This is a genomic window from Rhodococcoides fascians A25f (genome assembly GCF_000760935.2).
GTDB lineage: Bacteria > Actinomycetota > Actinomycetes > Mycobacteriales > Mycobacteriaceae > Rhodococcoides.
The window spans coordinates 2243142-2262704 of the sequence record NZ_CP049744.1 but is presented as its reverse complement, the minus strand read 5'-3'; the positions used below and the strand labels follow the sequence as shown (position 1 = coordinate 2262704).

At 64.5% G+C, this 19563-nt stretch carries 14 protein-coding genes and 1 tRNA gene; 5 read left to right on the top strand and 10 right to left on the bottom strand.

The window, feature by feature from the left end; translation table 11 throughout:
- The first annotated feature begins 89 nt into the window (after window positions 1-89).
- Complete coding sequence (locus BH93_RS10730) at window positions 90-1673, top strand: glycoside hydrolase family 13 protein (RefSeq protein WP_037177235.1); 1584 nt, start codon at window positions 90-92, stop codon at window positions 1671-1673.
- Here BH93_RS10730 and BH93_RS10725 read toward each other — a convergent pair.
- The 8 genes from BH93_RS10725 to BH93_RS10690 all read right to left on the bottom strand — a co-directional run bounded on the left by BH93_RS10725 (window position 1670) and on the right by BH93_RS10690 (window position 13180).
- Window positions 1670-2359 (bottom strand): hypothetical protein, encoded by a 690-nt coding sequence (locus tag BH93_RS10725; protein WP_037177233.1) that lies wholly within the window; start codon window positions 2357-2359, stop codon window positions 1670-1672. The genes BH93_RS10730 and BH93_RS10725 overlap by 4 nt on opposite strands.
- Window positions 2352-2726 (bottom strand): acyl-CoA thioesterase, encoded by a 375-nt coding sequence (locus tag BH93_RS10720; RefSeq protein WP_371832099.1) that lies wholly within the window; start codon window positions 2724-2726, stop codon window positions 2352-2354. Before BH93_RS10720 ends, BH93_RS10725 begins: the two co-directional genes overlap by 8 nt.
- A 146-nt stretch (window positions 2727-2872) precedes the next feature.
- Window positions 2873-7726: an NAD-glutamate dehydrogenase gene (locus tag BH93_RS10715; protein WP_037177231.1), complete on the bottom strand. Its 4854-nt coding sequence runs from the start codon at window positions 7724-7726 to the stop codon at window positions 2873-2875.
- A 126-nt stretch (window positions 7727-7852) separates the two neighbouring features.
- Window positions 7853-8278, bottom strand: a complete 426-nt coding sequence (locus BH93_RS10710) for an acyl-CoA thioesterase (RefSeq protein ID WP_037177230.1) — start codon at window positions 8276-8278, stop codon at window positions 7853-7855.
- A 1-nt stretch (window position 8279) separates the two neighbouring features.
- Complete coding sequence (ettA, locus tag BH93_RS10705; protein ID WP_032402531.1) at window positions 8280-9959, bottom strand: energy-dependent translational throttle protein EttA; 1680 nt, start codon at window positions 9957-9959, stop codon at window positions 8280-8282.
- Window positions 9960-10085: 126 nt separating this feature from the next.
- Complete coding sequence (locus BH93_RS10700; protein ID WP_037177229.1) at window positions 10086-10571, bottom strand: single-stranded DNA-binding protein; 486 nt, start codon at window positions 10569-10571, stop codon at window positions 10086-10088.
- A 169-nt stretch (window positions 10572-10740) separates the two neighbouring features.
- Window positions 10741-11373 (bottom strand): IMPACT family protein, encoded by a 633-nt coding sequence (locus BH93_RS10695; RefSeq protein ID WP_242459181.1) that lies wholly within the window; start codon window positions 11371-11373, stop codon window positions 10741-10743.
- Window positions 11374-11383: 10 nt separating this feature from the next.
- Complete coding sequence (locus BH93_RS10690; protein ID WP_052065831.1) at window positions 11384-13180, bottom strand: ABC transporter ATP-binding protein; 1797 nt, start codon at window positions 13178-13180, stop codon at window positions 11384-11386.
- A gap of 98 nt (window positions 13181-13278) precedes the next feature.
- Here BH93_RS10690 and BH93_RS10685 point away from each other — a divergent pair, with 98 nt between their 5' ends.
- Window positions 13279-13704: a MarR family winged helix-turn-helix transcriptional regulator gene (locus tag BH93_RS10685; protein ID WP_032379238.1), complete on the top strand. Its 426-nt coding sequence runs from the start codon at window positions 13279-13281 to the stop codon at window positions 13702-13704.
- A 10-nt stretch (window positions 13705-13714) separates the two neighbouring features.
- On the opposite strand, the gene BH93_RS10680 is transcribed toward BH93_RS10685, so the two are convergent.
- Window positions 13715-15778, bottom strand: a complete 2064-nt coding sequence (locus BH93_RS10680) for a cytochrome c oxidase assembly protein (protein WP_037177228.1) — start codon at window positions 15776-15778, stop codon at window positions 13715-13717.
- Window positions 15779-15822: 44 nt separating this feature from the next.
- On the bottom strand, window positions 15823-16980 hold the full coding sequence (locus tag BH93_RS10675; RefSeq protein ID WP_037177811.1) for an XdhC family protein: 1158 nt from the start codon (window positions 16978-16980) through the stop codon (window positions 15823-15825).
- A gap of 145 nt (window positions 16981-17125) precedes the next feature.
- On the opposite strand from BH93_RS10675, the gene BH93_RS10670 reads away from it, so the two are divergent.
- The 3 genes from BH93_RS10670 (at window position 17126) to BH93_RS10660 (ending at window position 19534) form a co-directional block, all read left to right on the top strand.
- Window positions 17126-17198: transfer RNA gene (locus BH93_RS10670), tRNA-Arg, on the top strand.
- A gap of 70 nt (window positions 17199-17268) precedes the next feature.
- Window positions 17269-18411, top strand: coding sequence for a N(5)-(carboxyethyl)ornithine synthase (locus BH93_RS10665; RefSeq protein WP_037177227.1), 1143 nt, complete (start codon window positions 17269-17271; stop codon window positions 18409-18411).
- 13 nt (window positions 18412-18424) lie between these two features.
- A complete protein-coding gene (locus BH93_RS10660) occupies window positions 18425-19534 on the top strand; it encodes a methyltransferase (protein ID WP_037177808.1) in 1110 nt (369 codons plus the stop codon).
- Window positions 19535-19563: the final 29 nt, after the last annotated feature.

Genomic DNA, 19563 nt, shown 5'->3' with positions numbered 1-19563 from the left:
TACTCGACGTTGACCGGGAATGATCGGTCCGATCGACGCCAGCGCCCCTGAATCGTTACGCGGCCGGTCGTTTGGCACTATTGCCACTTGTGACCGATCCGATCGAGAGCTCCGAGTTGTTGTGGTGGCAGGACGCCGTCTTCTACCAGATCTATCCCCGGTCTTTCGCGGACTCCAACGGCGACGGGGTCGGTGACCTCGATGGTATTCGGGACAAGCTCGGCTACCTCGAATTGCTGGGGATCGACGCCGTCTGGATCGGCCCCATCACCCGGTCACCGATGGCCGATCACGGATACGACGTGTCCGATCCCCGCGACATCGACCCACTGTTCGGAAACCTCGAGATCTTCGATGCACTGGTGGACGAGGCGCATGCTCGCGACATCAAGGTCACCATGGATCTGGTTCCCAATCACACCAGCGTCGAGCACCGCTGGTTCAGGTCCGCCCTGACCGCGCCACGTGGAAGCGCCGAGCGGGCTCGCTACATCTTTCGCGACGGCCGCGGTGACGACGGTTCGCAGCCGCCGAACAATTGGCCGAGCATCTTCGGCGGCCCGGCGTGGACGCGCATCACCGAGCCCGACGGCACCCCAGGGCAGTGGTACCTGCACATCTTCGCGCCCGAGCAACCGGATTTGAACTGGGACAACCCCGAAGTGTTCGAGGATTTCGCGCGCACATTGAGGTTCTGGCTCAACCGCGGCGTCGACGGCTTTCGACTCGACGTAGCGCACGGCATGGCCAAGCCTGCCGACCTCGCCGACATGAGTCTCGAACTGAACGCGTTGATGAAGAACGACGACGACGATCCTCGGTTCAACAATCCCCGCGTCCACGACCTGCATCGACGCATCAGAACCGTCATGGACGAGTTTCCCGGAACGGTGACCGTCGGTGAGATCTGGGTTCAGGACAATGTCCGGTTCTCCGAGTACATCAGGCCGGACGAGCTGCACCTGGGGTTCAATTTCCGTTTGGCCAGTGTCGATTTCGACGCCGAGACCATCCGCGACGCCATCTCCAACTCACTTGCGGCCGTCGAACTCGTCGACGGCACTCCGACGTGGACGCTGTCCAACCACGATGTCGAACGTGAGGTCACCAGGTACGGCGGCGGGGACGTCGGCCGCACCCGTGCTCGCGCCATGATTCTGGTCGAATTGGCCCTTCCCGGAACGATCTTCGTCTACAACGGTGCCGAGCTCGGGCTGCCCAACGTACAGCTGCCCGACAATGCGCTCCAGGACCCGGTGTGGGAGCGCTCCGGGCACGCCGAACGGGGACGCGACGGCTGCCGCGTACCGATGCCGTGGGAAGGACACGAGCCCCCGTTCGGCTTCTCGTCCACCGACCGCACCTGGCTACCGATGCCCCGGGAGTGGGACGGACACACCGCCGAGGCGCAACTCGAAGACGTCGATTCCATGCTGAGCCTGTACCGCACGGCCTTCGAGCTCCGAGCCCTGCGTCCGGAATTCACCGGCAGCGGAATCGATTGGTACGGAGCGCCTCCCGGCTGTCTGGCGTTCCGTCGACGCGGCGGACTCATCTGCGCCCTGAACGCATCCGACGAGCCGATCCCCCTGCCGCCTGGCGAGTTACTGCTGGCCAGTGCCCCACTGGTGAACGGCCGACTCGACGCGAACGCCGCAGCCTGGCTCGTCTAGCGCCCCACCGTCAGCGACAGCTGGTGGCCGGCGCGGCGAACGTACACCGAGCCGTAGCGGGCGTCGAGACGTAACCACACCGGTGATATGCGTACGCGCACGACCTCGTCGGCTGCGATTCGATCGGGATCGACATCGATGGTCATGGGATCGGTACCGCTGTGGGGCACGAAACCCATTGCGGTCAAGGCAAATACGGTCCGCATCGAGATCGACACTTCGTCGACGTCGCCGGCGACGTGCAGCACCTCCTGGTCGAGCAGCGAACTCGGCGGGCCATGGCTGCTACCGTGCTCCTTCGCCAGTGCCGCGCCGCGTTGCGCAAGCCCGACCAGTACCCGGGCAGGCACATCGTCGAGGTGCTCGAATCCGCCGTCCGGGGGCAGTGCTCCACGCCATGCGGAGTCCATCGAGAATCCCGGGTCCACCACGCCGTCGTCCGCGTGCGGCAGCGCGGCAGCCAACACGTCGGCACCCGCGCACGTATCGTCGGGCACCACGGTACCGGTGACGACCCGCGCCGCCAGGGCATCGAATCCGGTGATCGCCCAACAGGACACGCCCCCGCCCGCACGCGTTCGCATACGGATCACCGCCGCCTCGTCCAATCGCAATGCCTTGGTGCAGAACGTCGCCAGATTCTCTCGATCGACCGCTTCGGGAACGGTCAGTACGCGCTCATACACGCTGCCAGCTCACCAGAAACGCACGCTCTTCCGGGGTGAGCCGGCGCAGCCGCTGTGCATCGATATCGAAAGCTGCGATCTGCGTCGAGGCCACCACGGCCGCCGGAGTATCGAGCGATGCACCCCGCGCCCGCACCTCGTATCCCACAACGAAGTCCACCGCACGGACCGCGTCGATCCACATGAAGACATCCAGTGGACCGTCCTCGTGCCGAAGCTGGCCTCGATACTTCACGTGCAGATCCGCGATCACTGCTCCGTGGCGCAGATTTGCCGTCGGCCTGCCGTCCACCAACAGCCATGGGATGCGCGCCTCTTCGAGGAGCGTCACCATCCGGGCATGGTTGATGTGTTGGTAGACATCCATATCCGACCACCGCACGTCCACGGCGGCATGAAAGCCCACTCGCTCGGTTGCAGGTCGTTTGTCGGACAGATGGTCGTCGGGCACACTCACGTGGTCGTTTCCTCTTCTCGGTCGAGTGTCGCGGATTCCCTTGCTCCGGATTCGGGTCAGGGCATCATGTTGCGGACCTGGCGGGCGGCAACCGACAGCGTTGCCAAGTCCAGGGTTCCCGACTCGGCGATCTCGGTCAACGCAGCACGCGACCTCGCCAGGCGGGAGGAATTGGTCGATTCCCATTCCGCGATCTTTTCTGCCACCGACTCGTCCGGTTCCCCGCCGGCCAGCACCGCCTGCGTGATTCCTCTCAGCGAGGAATACAGGTCGTCGCGAAGAGCCAAGCGCGCCAACGAGTGCCAACGATCTCCGCGGGCCAGTTTGGAGACGGCCGACAGCAGCCAGTCGATTCCGATGTGCGCATCGAGAGCGAAGTAGAGCTCGGCTACCTCGGCTCCGTCTCGATCGACGATGTCCGCGATATCGATGATGTCGAGTAGGCAGTACACGTCGAGCAGGCCGTAGATGCGCCTGGCCAGCCCGGCCGGTGCACCTCGTTCGATCGCGGCTGCCGACCGCACGTCCAGATCACTGGCCTGGTGCCCGGCGATCCACGTGGACACCGACGGTTGCAGGGCCCGAACCTGACCGGCGTACCGGCTGATCTCCGCTCCGACAGCCAGAGGCTGTGGGCGGTTGGCGAGCAGCCAGCGCGACACACGGTCGAGCATGCGACGCGATTCGAGCAGCAATTCGGCCGAGACTGCGGTCGGCACATCCGCGGCACGGATGGAATTCCACACCTCGTCGAGTCCGAAAATCTCGGTGGCGGCGGCGAACGCCCGAATGGCGTCGGTGCCCGCCGCACCGGAATCCTCGGTCAGCCTGTAGGGAAACGTGATTCCGCCGCAATCGATGGCCTCGTTCGCCAGTGTCGTCGCCACCAGCTGACGCCGGAGCGGATGCGCCTTGATCGCCTCGGCGTACGGCTCCCGCAGTGGTTCGGGGAAGTACTTGGGCAAGCGCGGAGCAAAGACGTCGCTGTCGGGGAGCTCGCTGTCGAGCAGCTCCGCTTCCAACGCCAGTTTCACATGCGCCATCAAGGTGGCGAGTTCCGGCGACGTCAGTCCTCGACCGTCCTGCTTTCGTCGTCGTAGATCAGCCTCGGTCGGCAGGGCCTCGAGCTCACGGTCGAGTCCCCGACGTACTTCCAGATCCTCGATCACTCGACTGTGCACGGTGACGAGACTGGGCGCATCGAACCTGGACGTGCCGAGCAGCTCGTTCTGCATGATGTTGTCCCACAACACCAGTCGACCCACCTCGTCGGTCATGGACGCGAGCAACTCGTCCCTGTCCTCACGTGCCAGGTTCCCGTTGGTGATGGCTGTCTCCAGCAGGATCTTGATGTTGACCTCGTGGTCGGAGCAGTCGACGCCCGCAGAGTTGTCGACGGCGTCGGTGTTGATCTTGCCGCCGGCTGCGGCGTATTCGATACGTCCCAGTGCGGTGGCACCGAGGTTGCCACCCTCCCCCACGACGGCCGCTCGCACATCGATCCCGTCGACGCGAACCGCGTCGTTGGCCTTGTCGCCCACCTCGGCGTTGGTCTCCGTGGAGGCCTTGATGTAAGTGCCGATTCCGCCGTTCCACAGCAGATCGGCGGGAGCCTTCAGGATCGCGTTCACCAATTCCGGCGGAGACAACGACTCGACCGAGTCCCCCAGCCCGAGCGCCGTACGTGCTGCGGCGCTGATGGGAACCGACTTGCGCGTCCGCTCCCACACTCCGCCGCCCTCGCTGATCAGCGAGGTGTCGTAGTCCGCCCACGACGACCTCGGCAGCGCGAACAGGCGCTCTCGCTCGGCGAACGACGACTCCCGCTCCGGGTTGGGATCGAGAAAGATGTGCCGATGGTCGAAAGCGGCGAGCAGGCGAATGTGCCGGCTCAACAGCATGCCGTTACCGAACACGTCCCCACTCATGTCACCGACACCGACGACGGTGAAATCCTGACTCTGCGTGTCGATTCCGAGCTCACGGAAGTGTCGCTTGACGCTTTCCCACGCGCCCTTGGCCGTGATACCCATGGCCTTGTGGTCGTAGCCCGCCGACCCACCGGAGGCGAAGGCGTCGCCGAGCCAGAAGCCGTATTGCGCGGCAACGTCGTTGGCCATGTCGGAGAACGTCGCGGTGCCCTTGTCTGCGGCGACGACGAGGTAGGTGTCGTCTCCGTCTCGGCGCACGACGCCCTCGGGTACCGACACCGAACCTGTTGCACGATCGAGATTGTCGGTGATGTCGAGCAGCCCGGCGATGAACAACCGATAGCAGGCCTTGCCTTCCTCGGCGTATGCCTGGCGATCTCGATCGGCGTCACCGGTGACCACCGGCGGACGTTTGACGACGAATCCGCCCTTGGCACCGACCGGGACGATGACGGCGTTCTTGACCATCTGCGCTTTCGCCAGCCCGAGAATCTCCGTGCGGAAATCCTCACGGCGATCCGACCAGCGCAGGCCTCCGCGGGCCACGGCACCGAACCGTAGGTGCACTCCCTCGACGCGGGGCGAGTAGACGAAGATCTCGAATTTCGGCTTCGGCTTGGGCAATTCGGCGATCGACTGCGGGTCGAACTTGAGCGAGAGGTACTGACGGCGGCTGCCATCGGCCCCCATCACGAAATGGTTGGTACGTAGTGTCGCGCGGATCAGCTCGAACATGCTGCGCAGAATGCGGTCGGCGTCGAGGCTGACGACCTGGTCGATCAACTCCCCCAGCTGGGTGCCGATCGCCTGCGCGTTCTCCTCGGAGCTCACCTCGGGGTCGAACTGCGCCTCGAACAGGCCGACGAGCAACCGCGCCGTGCGCGGATGTGTCAGCAGTACACCCTCGATGTTGAACTGACTGTAGGGAAAACCGGCCTGGCGCAAGTACTTCGCGTACGCACGCAACACCACTGCCTGCCGCCAGTGCAGGCCGGCACGCATCACCAGTTCGTTGAACCGGTCTGCCTCGGCCTGACCGCTCCACACTGCTGCGAATGCATCGGTGAAGCGGTGCTGAACTCGGCTCTCACGATCGGCGGTACCCGCCTCGGACAGCTCTGCGTCGATGTCGCCGTCGATTGCCGAGTGCAGCATCTCTCGCGAAGCCGACAGCCCGAAATCGTAGATCCAGCAAGACATTCCGTCCGGTCGCACCACCGGGTACGGCCGTTCGTCGTCCACCTCGACACCGAGGCTCTGCAGGATGGGCAACACCTGAGACAACGAGACGCCCGCGCCGCCGATGTACAGCGAGAAACGCCAGCTCCCCACCGCGGACTGCTCGTTGCGATAGAGCTGCATATCGATCGACTCGTCGCCGAGCGCTTCGAGGCGAGCAATGTCGGTCACGGCCCGTGCCGGACTGAAGTCCTGCTTGTAGGCCTCCGGGAACGCGTCGGTGTACCGCTGAATCCGCAGCGGATCGACCGTACGGTCCAGGGAGACGGCGTCGCCGAGCGAATCTTCCCAGGTTCTGGTGGTCTCGGTGAGTGCCGCCTCGATCCGAGTGATGTCCTCGGCCGACAGTTCGGTCGCCGCAGTCCCGGGTGCCCGACGCACGGTGACGTGCAACAGTGCCAGATCCGATTCCGTGACGCGTGCCGTGTAATCGAGCGAAGTTCCGCCGAGTTCGCGGAGCAATCGATCCTGGATAGCCAGGCGGACACGGGTGGTGTACCGATCTCGCGGTAGATACACCAGGGCGGAAACGAAGGAGCCGCTGGCGTCGGGCCGCAGGAACAGCTTGACCTTGCGCCGACGGCCGAGCGCAAGCACCGCACTCGCCGTCTCGAACAGCCACGACGCGGTGGTGGCGAACAGTTCCGAGCGCGGCATCGATTGCAGCACTTCGAGCATGGCCTGACCCGAGAACGAACCGAGATCGTGGCCTGCGCGGGCGATCACCGAGCGCACCCGCCGCTCGATGACCGGAATGTCGAGCACGTTCTCGTGCAACGCAGTCACGGTGAAGACGCCGACAAACCGATGTTCCGCGGAATCGTCGTCGTCGAGAACACTCACGAAGTAGGGGTAGACGGCACGATGCACCGTGGCCGGGCTCGCTCCTTGGGTCAACGTCACCAGATCGCGCTGTCCCACAGGTTCGGGGCCGTCCACGTGGTGCACAGAGTCGCGTAGGACCCCGAGGCTGCTCGACTCGTCGCCGGTCGCTGTCCGGTCGCCGTCGACCTGATCGATGCGGTACCGCCGGTAGCCGAGCAGTGTGTAGTGGCCGTCGCCGAGCCAGCGCAGCAAAGCAGCTGCGTCGCGATGTTCGACGGCACTGCCGGTATCGGAAGCGTCGGAATCCGCAGCGTCGGCCCGCTGAGCAACCTCGTCCAGGCGATCGGCGACCTCTGCCTGTACTCGACGCATTCGATCGGTGTCGCCGACGACCTGGCGAACGTCGGCGAGTACGCGGCTCGCCTCCGACTCGAGCCGGGCTACCGCATCTTCGGAGGTGGAGGGATGGAGCTGAACGTGGATCCAGGACTCGTGCGATCCGCTCGAGCTCAGGCCCGTCAGCACGCCGTCGGCCTCGCGGGCGACCGACAGAATCGGGTGCACGACGTCGGTGTACTCGATGCCGAGACGGGCAAGAAGCGAAATGATCGATTCGACGAGGAGCGGCATGTCGTCGGTGACGATCTGCAGATAGCTTCCGGCGGCCTGCTGCGCTGCCGAACCCGACTCACTCGGTCGGTGAACGGCCACGTTCGCCGTCTCCGGCAGACGCTGGGCGGCGAGCCGAACGTGCCGGCGGAACGACGTGATGTCGGGCGCGTGTGCAGACGCCCCGACGGCGGTGGTGTCCACGTGCTCGAAGTACTCGGCGCGCAGCTTCTCCAGCTCGCTCAGAAGGCGGTCGTCGAGCCCGTCGGCCCAGGCGTTGTCGGTCAGGTCCAGCGAGCGCGGCATGGTGTTCGAGTACTCCCTCGTGAGGATTTTTCCCGACGCCCGCCGATCGCCGGTCGTCGATGACTCCTCGACCTTAGTGTCGAAGACTCGATTACCGCAGTGACCTTGCAGACCCAGCGCGGCGAACTATTCCGGGGACTCGATTCCCGCGACGAGATACTCCGTGAGGAGACGTCGCTCGTCCTCGCTCAGAGCGCGAGACGAGGAGGTTGCGAGATCGAAGGCGACCATCAATGCCTCCGCGCTCGCGCAGACCGTTCCGTCGCGGTCGGTGACCACATGCTCGACGCCGTACGAGGTGTTCCCGATCCGAGTGACCCACAGTTCGATCGTCAACGGTCCCGAGTCGTCGAGTATCGGATGCAGAAAATCGGTGGTGAGCTTACGAACCACCGCTGCGCCCCGTGGCCCCGAACCTCCCAAGACCGCGTTCAGGAACTGAACGCGGCCTTCCTGGAGGTATTCGACGAACCTGGTGTTGTTGACGTGGCCGAGGCGATCGGAATCTCCCCACCGCACCTGAAGAGTGCAGGTGAAGGTCTTTCCCGACATGTCAGTCCCTGGTCAGCTTCCGGTGTGTGACGCGATGCGGACGTGCTGCGTCGGGCCCGAGACGCTCGACCTTGTTGGCCTCGTAGCCCTCGAAGTTGCCCTCGTACCAGTACCACGCTGCCTCGTTGTCGCCGAAGCCACCTTCCCACGCCAGGATGTGCGTGCAGGTGCGGTCGAGGAACCAGCGATCGTGCGAGATGACCACGGCGCAACCGGGGAATTCTTCGAGCGCGTTCTCGAGCGATCCGAGCGTTTCGACGTCGAGGTCGTTGGTCGGCTCGTCGAGCAGGATCAGGTTGCCGCCCTGCTTGAGCGTCATCGCCAGGTTCAGACGGTTCCGCTCACCACCGGAGAGCACTCCGGCAGGCTTCTGCTGATCGTGGCCCTTGAATCCGAACGAGCTGATGTACGCACGGGACGGAAACTCGGAGCTGCCGACGGTGATGAAGTCCAGTCCGTCGGAGACCGTTTCCCAGACCGTCTTCTTCGAGTCGATGCCCGAGCGGTTCTGGTCGACGTAGCTGAGCTTGACGGTCTGACCGATCTTCACCTCGCCGCCGTCCGGCTCCTCGAGCCCGACGATGGTCTTGAACAGCGTCGTCTTTCCGACACCGTTGGGGCCGATGACGCCGACGATGCCGTTGCGGGGCAACGTGAACGACAGATCCTTGATCAGCACGCGGCCGTCGAAGCCCTTGTCGAGGCTCTTGACCTCGACCACGACGTCGCCCAGGCGCGGCGGGTTCGGTATCTGGATCTCGTCGAAGTCGAGCTTCCTGGTCTTCTCCGCCTCGGCCACCATCTCGTCGTAGCGAGCCAGACGAGACTTGCTCTTGGCTTGGCGAGCCTTGGCACCGGAGCGAACCCAGGCCAGTTCGTCCTTGAGTCGCTTCTGCAGCTTCTGGTCCTTCTTGCCCGAGACCTCGAGGCGCTCGGCCTTCTTCTCCAGGTAGGTGGAGTAGTTGCCCTCGTACGGGTACAGGTGGCCGCGGTCGACCTCGGCGATCCACTGCGCGACGTGATCGAGGAAGTACCGATCGTGGGTCACGGCGAGAATGGCACCGGCGTAGGCGGCCAAGTGCTGCTCGAGCCACAGCACGCTCTCGGCGTCGAGGTGGTTGGTCGGCTCGTCGAGCAGCAGCAGGTCGGGCTTGCTCAGGAGCAACTTGCACAGCGCCACACGGCGCTTCTCGCCACCGGAGAGGTTGGTGACGGGAGACTCCGGCGGCGGGCAGCGCAGCGCGTCCATCGCCTGCTCCAGCTGAGAGTCGATCTCCCACGCATCGGCGTGGTCGAGCTTCTCCTGCAGCTCGCCCATCTCCTCCATCAGCTCGTCGGAGTAGTCGGTGGCCATCAGCTCGGCGATCTCGTTGTAGCGCTTGAGCTGGACCATCGTTTCGCCGAGACCGTCCTCGACGTTCTCGCGAACGGTCTTGGTGTCGTCGAGAACCGGCTCCTGCATGAGGATGCCGACCGATGCACCGGGAGCGAGGAACGCCTCACCGTTTCCGGGCTGATCGATTCCCGCCATGATCTTGAGGATGCTGGACTTACCGGCGCCGTTGGGGCCGACGACGCCGATCTTCGCTCCCGGATAGAAGCTCATCGTCACGTCGTCGAGGATGACTTTGTCGCCGTGCGCCTTGCGCACCTTCTTCATGGTGTAAATGAATTCAGCCATGAGGCCCAGCTTATCGGTGCGAGCTCGTCCGAACACCATCGCCCGAGAAGGTGCCGAGCCCGCATCCGCCGTCCACACTCGATCGCAGCTTCCGATGCAGCGTGGACGGCGGATGCGGGCAGTCGTTCAGGCCGGTACCGACTCTCGAACGTCCTCGTCGATCGATTCTCGGTCCGCCATCGACTCCCGATCGCTGTGGAGGGGTTCCGCCGCTCCCGGATCTCCGTCCGTCGCCGCCTCGGGCACCACAGCTTTGGTCCGATGGATCGAGACGTTGCACCGCGCGAGGTCCGGCCCGACCGCACTGGCGCTCATCTCGAGATCGGCACGCTCGAGTCCGTCCCGATTGGTGTATTCGTTGGTTCGCAACTGTCCGTAGGCGATGATCGGATCGCCCTTCATCAGTGAGGCTCCGACTCCGCGCACCAGACGGCGCCAGCACGTGACCGTCAGGTACAGGGTTCCGCCGTCGGTCCATTCACCCGTGTTGCGGTCCTGACGCCGAGCGTTGCTGGCCATCCGAAAGCTGAGGACTTCGTCGCCGGTGGGTGTGGACCGCTTGACGGGGTTGGTGATGACTGTGCCGACCACGGCGCATTGTGCTTCGTACATGGTTCTCTGCCCTCTCGATTGAAGTATCGCGTGATTGCGATCGAATTCGAGACTGCTACGCGCAGGACGTCCGTGGTGAACGTGTTCGCAAAATGTGGACAGACGCGTGCCCTGTGGATGAACGGCCCGGATCGGGGCTCGTCCGACCCCAGAATGTCGGTGTGCTGTGCTAGTCCGGAATTTCCACGTACATGTGCCCGCTGCGTACCGGGGCCACGCGTCCGGCAGTGAGCGAAGCAACAAGTGCCGCAACCGAATCGGTATCCGTAGCCGCGACGGTCAGGACCGCACGGGCCGCATAGGAAGTCCCCACCACGAGCACTCCGTGCCCGCGAAGTTCCGATTCGACTCGACCCACCTCGGCGTGATCGAGTTCGAGGGTCAGGATCTCGCGTCGCTCCCGGATGAGAAATGCCGCGCCGGTCAGCGCCTCGGTCACCGCGCCGGAGTAGGCGCGGGCCAGGCCACCGGTGCCGAGCTTGGTTCCACCGAAGTATCTACTGACCACTGCGACGACGTTCGTCAGGTGATGTCCACGCAGCACCTCCAGCATCGGCATCCCTGCCGTGCCACTGGGTTCACCGTCGTCGTTGGACCGCTCGATGCGTTGATCGGTGGACGACGCGTCGACAACGAACGCCGAACAGTGATGCCCAGCAGCAGGATCGGCCTTGCGGGCGCGTTCGATCAGCACTCGCGCGTCTGATTCGGTGGCCGCGCGATCGACGACCGCGACAAAGCGAGATTTCTTGATCTCGATCTCGCACTCGACGCGCCCCGCGATGGTCCGCAGTGGGATCACCCGGTCTCGCTCATGCAGCCACACTGTCCACGACATCGTCTGCGGCTCGAACCAATTGGGCGTACATGCCGCCCTGCTCCAACAGGGATTCGTGGCTTCCGACCTCACGAACGATCCCGTGGTCGAGGACTGCGATGCGATCCGCGGAGCGCACCGTCGACAGTCGATGCGCGATGAGGATGGTCGTTCGACCGTCCATCAGACCGTCGAGTGCCGTTTGCACTGCACGTTCGGTGCGGTTGTCGAGGGCACTCGTCGCTTCGTCGAGCACCAGAATCGGCGGGTTCCGCAAGACGGTTCGCGCGATCGCGATCCGCTGCTTCTCACCACCCGAGAACCGGTATCCGCGCTCACCGACCATCGTGTCGTAGCCGTCGTCGAGACCATCGATGAAATCGTGGATCTGCGCCGTTCGGGCGGCCGCGAAAATCTCTTCGTCGGAGGCATCGGGCTTGGCGAACCGCAGATTCTCCCTGATGGTGGCGTGGAACAGGTATGTCTCCTGTGAGACGACGCCGACCAGGTCGGCGATGTTCTCCGACGCCATCTCCCGCAGATCGATGCCATCGATGGTCACCGATCCGGACGTCGGATCATGCAGTCGCGCAACGAGATAGCCCAGAGTCGTCTTGCCCGATCCGGTGGCACCGACCAGGGCCAGAGTGCTTCCAGCCGGGACCTCGAGGTCGATGTCGCTCAAGGTCGGAGCTGTCGCCGCGGCATAGGTGAAATCGACGCCGCGGAAGGCGACGTCGCCGTGCACGGCCTCACGGGGCAGCGCCACCGGATGCGCCGGCTCGGCTACGTCGATCGGCAGATCGAGGTACTCGAACACCCGCCCGAACAGGGCGAGTGAGGCCTGCACCTCCACCCCGGTGTTGAGCAATTGCATGGTGGGCCTGAACAATTGAGTTTGCAGAGCAGTGAAGGCAACCAGAGTTCCGATCGTCAACGCGCTCCCCTGGCCGATGGTGATGCCGGCGAACCAGTACACCAACGCAGGCATGACCGCGAAACTGATCTGGATGGTGGCCATTCGCCACTTTCCCGCCATCATCGCTGCGAGCTCGACGCCGGCCACTTCATGGGATCGGTCGGCGAACTTCTCGGTCAACACCTGTGCGGAACCGGTGGTCTTGCCCAGCAGAATGCCGCTGACAGAAAGGGATTCCTCGATCTGAACCGAGAGGTCGCTGAGCAACTTCTGTCGCCTGGTCGAGATCTTGCGGCGCTCGTCGCCGATGCGGCGCGCGACCCGAACGAATACCGGCAGGATGATCAACGAGAACGTGGCGAGTTTCCAGTCGAGCAGGAAGAGTGCGATCACCGTCGCGACGACGGTGGTTGCGTTCTGAGCGATGGAGGTCGCGGTGTTGGTGACGACCGATTGCATACCGCCGATGTCGTTGGCGATACGCGATTGCACCTCACCGGTGCGCGTACGAGCGAAGAATCCGAGGGACTGCCGGTGCAGGTGCGAGTAGACCTGTACGCGGAGGTCGTGCATGAGTTGCTGGCCGACGCCGTTGGACATCCAGGTCTGCACGACGCCGAGGGTGTTGGTGGCGACTGCAACTGCGATCATGCCGAGCGCGATGAGAGTGACGAGGGTGACGTCACGGTCGGGGATCGCATGATCGAGGAGTTCGCGAAGGAGTAAGGGAGAGGCGAGGGCGATGATCGCACTGGCCACGATGATCGCACTGACGATGGCGATCTTGCGCCGGTAGGGCGTGAACAGAGCCAGGACTCGGCTGACGGGTGCTGGATCGGATGCGGGAAGAGAACGTTCGGGTCGGCTTTCCAAGTAGACCTCCAGGGAAGTTGAAGAGCAGGGTCACTGAAGCAATATGCAGAGGTTACCTCACTATGAGGTTGCGAGCAACCCTCGCTATGATCCGTTCCATGGATCCCGGACCTTCGACCAATCTGAGCGAAAGTTTCATGGCTGTCGCGCGGCGCATCCGGCGCAGCCACATGAGTGCGCTCGAACCGTTCGGACTCAATCCCTCACAGAGCCGGGCCCTGCACGTCCTGGCCCGTGAGCAGGAATCGATGCGTCTGCGCGATCTCGCCGAGCACCTCCGCATCGTGGCGCGATCGGCCACCGACATCGTCGACTCGCTCGAAGCGGCGCAGCTGGTGATGCGGCAGCCGGATCCGAGTGATCGGCGGGCCGTGCTGGTGACGCTGACCGATACCGGTCGCGCACTGCTGGACCGGATAGACGACGCGCGTCGTCAGGTGTCGTCCGAGATGTTCGACGGCCTCGAGTCGGCCGAACGCGTGGAGCTGAATCGACTACTCGGCAAAATTGCCGAGAGCGAATGACCCGGTTCGGTCAGCGTCCACCCGTCTGATCTCGTCGGGCGAGCTCGGCGAACATCGCATTGTGGGCCGCCAATTCTGCGTCGTGATCGCGCTCGGCGGCGCGGTCGCCGCGCCTGGCATCTCTGTCGTCGCTCCGAGACCACTGGATCAGCAGCGCCAACATGACAAGCACCAGCGGAACTTCGCCTGTGGCCCAGGCGATACCGCCGCCGAGCTTCTGATCTCCGAGCAGGTCGGAATTCCAATCCAGTCCGAGGGTCCGGTAGAACCAGGCACCCATCACGGTGTTCATGCTCATCAGGGCCACCCCGAAGAACGCGTGGAACGGCAGTGATCCGAACACGACCGCCAGTTTCGTGACCGGCGCGATCTTGCGCGGCGACGGATCGACGCCGATGACCGTCCAGTAGAACAGGTAGCCACTGAGTACGAAGTGCAGATTCATCAGCAGGTGCGCGCCGTGACTGTCCAGCACGGCTCCGAATATCCCGCCGAGGTACAGCACGTAGAAGCCGCCGACGAAGATCAACGCCGCTACGAGTGGGTGAGTCACGAACTGCGAAATGCGACTGTGCAGGCCGAGCAGCAACCACTCGCGCATTCCGGGGACACCGTCCTTGCCTGCTGCGGGCAGGACTCGCAACGCCAACGTCAGTGCTCCGCCGAGCGCGAGGAGGACAGGTGCCAGCATCGAGAGCATCATGTGTCCGGTCATGTGCACGCTGAACACCGCGGTGGAATAGCGACCGATTCCCGAGGACGTGCTGATCAGCAACGTGAGGCAGCCGAGAATCCAGGCGACGGTTCGTCCCACCGGCCACGCGTCGCCGCGCAGCCGCAGACGACGAACGCCGATCAGATACACCACGGCCATCACGATCGCGGCGGTGCCGAAGATCAGGTCGAAGCGCCAGTCGAAGGCCATTCGTGCGAACGTGGGCGGTCCGCTCAGGTCGTATCCGAGTGCCGCCTCCGCGGGTGTGAGGTTGGGATCGAACTCGGCCGGCGGAGGTGTGCGCCCGAGCCCGACGGCCAGGCCGATGGTCGCGGCGAGAACGAGCACCTCGGCCCCGGCGAAGCGAAGCAGCGGTCCGCGTGCAGTGGGGTCGGCAACCAGTGCGGGCAGCGCCCGCCGACGCTGCATCCACCCGAATCCGCCGAGCACGATCAACGCGACGATCTTCCCCACGATCAACAAGCCGTAGGTGGTGGTGAACAGGTCGGCGATCGAGACCCGAACCAGCGCGTTGATGACGCCGCTGATACCCATGACGACGAAGCAGATGCCGGCGATGGTGGAGAACCGGCGCGCCGCGACGTCGGAGTGCGCGCCTTTCCTGCGTACGTGCGCCAGCAACGCGAACAGCCCGCCTGCCCACAGTGATGCAGCACCCAGGTGCAGGATCAGGCTGTTGGTCGCGACATCGTGCGACCCGCCCGCCGACGAGTGGCCGCTCAACGCGATCGGGAGCAGCGTCGCGAGGGAGAACCCGAGCAGCGCGGGGGTCCAGGACCACCGCAACACGGTGCGCGAGAAGATCGCCAGCACCACGGCCATGATCGCCGTCCAACGCCACGCACTGGCAATCTCCACCTGATCGAGCGCGATCCACAGGTTCGCCGGCTTGATGGCCTCCGTGAACGGCTGACCGGAGGTGTCGGACAACGTCAGGGGCACGAGGAGAAGCGAGCACACAGCCCAGACGATGGATGCGACCGAGCCGGTGCGCACCGCCCGGTAGCCGTCGACATCGAGGACGCCGTTCTTCTGCGGCGGCACCAGAAACGCTGCCAGCAGGAAGGACCCGATGGCGATGACGGCCGCGATCTCGCCGATCGCCCGCATAGCAGGCAGACCGTAGGTGGTGGCCGGGCCCGGGTCCGGGATTCCGAGCAACACCAATGCGTCGGACGCGGAGAGCATCACGATGAGGGCGGCCACCACACCGGCGATGACGCCGGCAGTGACGAACACCGTTGTGGTGGCCGAACGCGGTTCCCCGTCGGTCCGCACATCGTCCGCCGAGAGTTCAGCGGTCGAGGGTTCGGTCTTCTCGAGATCCGGTGTTGCCATACCACCAGAGTAGGAGGTGATCGGCGATACTCGAAAGGCGAGTCCTACACAGCGTCGTACTTACCCCCGCGCCCGTCCTCGATCGCGTCGTGATGAATGCGACCGTGTCGGGCCCGTAACGGTTCGCCGGTGCCGCCCCAGCGGCGTGCGATGATCTCCGCCGCGATCGATACCGCGGTCTCCTGAGGCGTACGTGCACCGAGATCGAGACCGATCGGACTGGCCAGCCGGGAGAGTTCGGACTCGGTCAGCCCCGCTGCGCGCAACCGAGCCATGCGGTCGTCATGAGTACGGCGTGAGCCCATCGCACCGACGAAAGCCAGGCTCGGCAGGCGCAACGCGACCTCGAGCAGTGGCACATCGAACTTGGGGTCGTGGGTGAGCACACAGACAACAGTGCGCGCGTCCAACTCCCCCGCCGACCACTGCTCCGTCAGGTAGTCGTGCGGCCAGGCGACGACGACCTGTTCGGCGGCGGGAAATCGCTGCGGGGTGGCGAAGACTGCACGCGCATCGCAGACGGTGACGCGGTAGCCGAGGAAAACGCCCTGCTGCGCTACCGCGGCGGCGAAATCGATGGCCCCGAACACCAGCATTCGGGGCGGCGGTGCATGGCTGGACACGAACACCTCCATGCCCTCACCTCGTCGCTGACCGTCGGGACCGTACGTCAGGACGGCCGAACGTCCTGATGCCAGAAGCCCTTTCGCGTCGTCAGCGATGGCTGCGTCGGCCCGCGCACTGCCGAGCGAGCCACGGGTGCCCTCCTCTCCGACGACCATCCTTCGGCCGATGCGTTCCGGATCGGTGTGCGACACCACGGTCGCCACCGCGACGGGAATGTTGTCGCGCACGTCCGCCACGACCGAGTCGAGTTCCGGGAACGTCTGCCGGGAGAACACTTCGACGAAGACGTCGAGTGTTCCGCCGCAGGTGAGCCCGACGGCAAAAGCATCGTCGTCGGACACTCCGTATCGAGTGAGAACCGGAGTTCCGGTGCGCAGGACGTCCTGTGCGAGTTCGTAGACCGAGCCTTCGACGCAGCCGCCCGACACCGACCCGGCAACCGTGCCGTCCGCGCCGACCAGCATGGCCGCTCCGGCGGGACGCGGTGCAGAATCGAACGTGCGGATCACGGTTGCCACCGCTGCGATGTCGTCGGACTTCCATGCGCTCATCGCGTCGTCGAGGATGTCGTGCATCGAACCTCCTTCGACATGCATCGGAACGTTTCCGAGACCTTTGCTTTCCCGCTACGGCCGTCGCCCAACCCATGCCTGCGCGATCGACGTATACGGAAAGGTACACTCGTCAACCGTGCTCGAGCGGGTTCGCCCGTACGTGCCAGCCTCCGTAGCTCAGGGGATAGAGCAAGGGCCTTCTAATCCCTTGGTCGCAGGTTCGAATCCTGCCGGGGGCACCCTCTGACCAGCAGGAACGCAAGACGCTTCGGCTCACTGTGGTTGACTTCGCTTAACGAAGGGTCACACGTGCATCAGCTCACTCTCGGAGTCCTCTCACGTTCGCGCAAGCCCGATGAGCGTCGACTACCGATTCATCCACTGCATTTCGATCGAATCGACGCCGATATCCTCGCCCGGATGTTCGTCGAATCCGGCTACGGCGAACCGTTCGGAATTTCGGACGAGCACCTGGCCGGCCAGGTAGCAGGCATTCGCACACGCGAGGAGCTCATCGCCGAGTGCGATGTGATTCTGTTGCCCAAGCCGCAGGCGGAGGATCTTGCATCCTTACGCCCAGGGCAGACACTGTGGGGCTGGCCCCACTGTGTGCAGGACGAGAAGCTCACGCAGATCGCCGTCGATCGCAAGCTGACACTGATTGCCTTCGAGGCCATGAACCACTGGACCAACGAGGGTTCGTTCAATCTGCATGTCTTCCACAAGAACAACGAATTGGCCGGCTACTGCTCCGTGCTGCATGCACTGCAACTGATCGGGTCCACCGGCGACTACGGCCGCCGGTTGCGTGCTGCGGTCATCGGCTTCGGAGCCACCGCTCGCGGTGCGGTCACCGCACTCAACGCCCACGGCATTCACGATGTGGACGTTCTCACCCAACGCGGAGTCACTGCGGTCAGTTCGCCGATCCATTCGGCCAACATCGTCAATTTCGATCTCGACGACGCCGACCCTCGCCAGAGTCGAGCACTCACTCCGGACGGTCGAGTACCACTGTCACACTTCCTGGCCGACCATGACGTCATCGTCAATTGTGTTCTACAGGATACCAATTCACCATTGACGTTCCTGACGAACCAGGACCTACCCACCCTCGCGCCGGGCACCCTCGTGGTGGACGTCTCCTGCGACGAGGGTATGGGATTCGAGTGGGCCAAGCCCACGTCGTTCGCCGATCCCATGTTCACAGTGGGCGACAACGTGCGGTACTACGCCGTCGACCACAGTCCGTCCTATCTGTGGAATTCGGCCACCTGGGAGATCAGCGAATCGCTGCTGCCGTACTTGCGGATCGTGCTCGACGGCCCCTCGGCGTGGAGCGCCGATTCCACCATCGAGCGATCGATCGAGATCCGGGGCGGCGTCATCGTCAACCCCAATATCCTTGCCTTCCAACATCGCAGTGCGGAGTACCCGCACACTGCAGCGTGAACGACAGCGCGACATGAACATCACCTGGGTCGAGGACGGGAGCGAACGCACCTCCCGCTGGCAGTCGGAGAACGGTGCTCCCGCGCCTCGTGCGGTGCGCATCGTCGACGATTCGACGACCGCAGACGTGGCCTACAAGCTGGCCACGATCGGCGAAGCTCTGCTGTGGCGCGGTGACTACAACAATGCGCGACAACTGTTGTCCGCGATGACCCGTCGGGTTCCGCCCGCCAAACGGTCGCTCGATGCGTCGCCCGCCGAGCAGTTTCATCTGCATCGCCAATACCAGGCGCGCCGCGCTCGAGTGCTCGGAATGCTTCTGGTGGAACTCGATTCGAGTGCCCGCCTCGATCTCGGCCGGGCACCGGATGTCCAGGCCGCAGTGTCGGAGGCCATCGGCCCCGATGCCGCGCCGTGCGTGCTCTCGTTGCGCGAACTCCTCGGCATGGTCGGCGCACACGAGTGGCGTCGCAAGGGCGTCTTCGTCCCGGCTCTCGACGCCTCGATCCACCCGCACTACGGGGTCTTCTCCCCCATTCGCGGCGAGTACATCCAACTCGTCGCCGACGCACCACTGCCTCCCACGGACCGCGCGTTCGACATCGGTACCGGCTCGGGCGTTCTGGCTGCAGTGCTCGCCCGCCGCGGCATGAGCTCGGTGGTCGCCACCGACAAGGACCCGCGATCGGTCGCCTGTGCACGAGAGAACATCGACGCACTCGGTTGCACCGATCGAGTCGAGGTGGTGCAGACCGACATCTTCCCGACCGGACGCGCGGGATTGATCGTGTGCAATCCGCCCTGGATTCCCACGAAGCCGACGTCGGGCATCGAGCACGCGGTCTACGACCCGGGCTCGCGGATGCTCAAGTCATTCCTGAGCCGCCTCGGTGGGCACCTGACACCGAACGGCGAGGCATGGTTGGTTCTGTCCGACCTCGCCGAACTGCTCGGATTGGTCACGCGCGCAGACCTTCTCGGGGCTCTCGACGCGGCAGGGCTGGTGGTTGTCGACCGTAGCGACACCACACCGACGCACTCGCGAGTCACCGACTCCTCCGATGTGCTGCACGAGGCCCGCTCGCGCGAGACGACGTCACTGTGGAGACTGCACCGCCGCTAGATACGACGAAGCCGCCCGAGCATTACTCG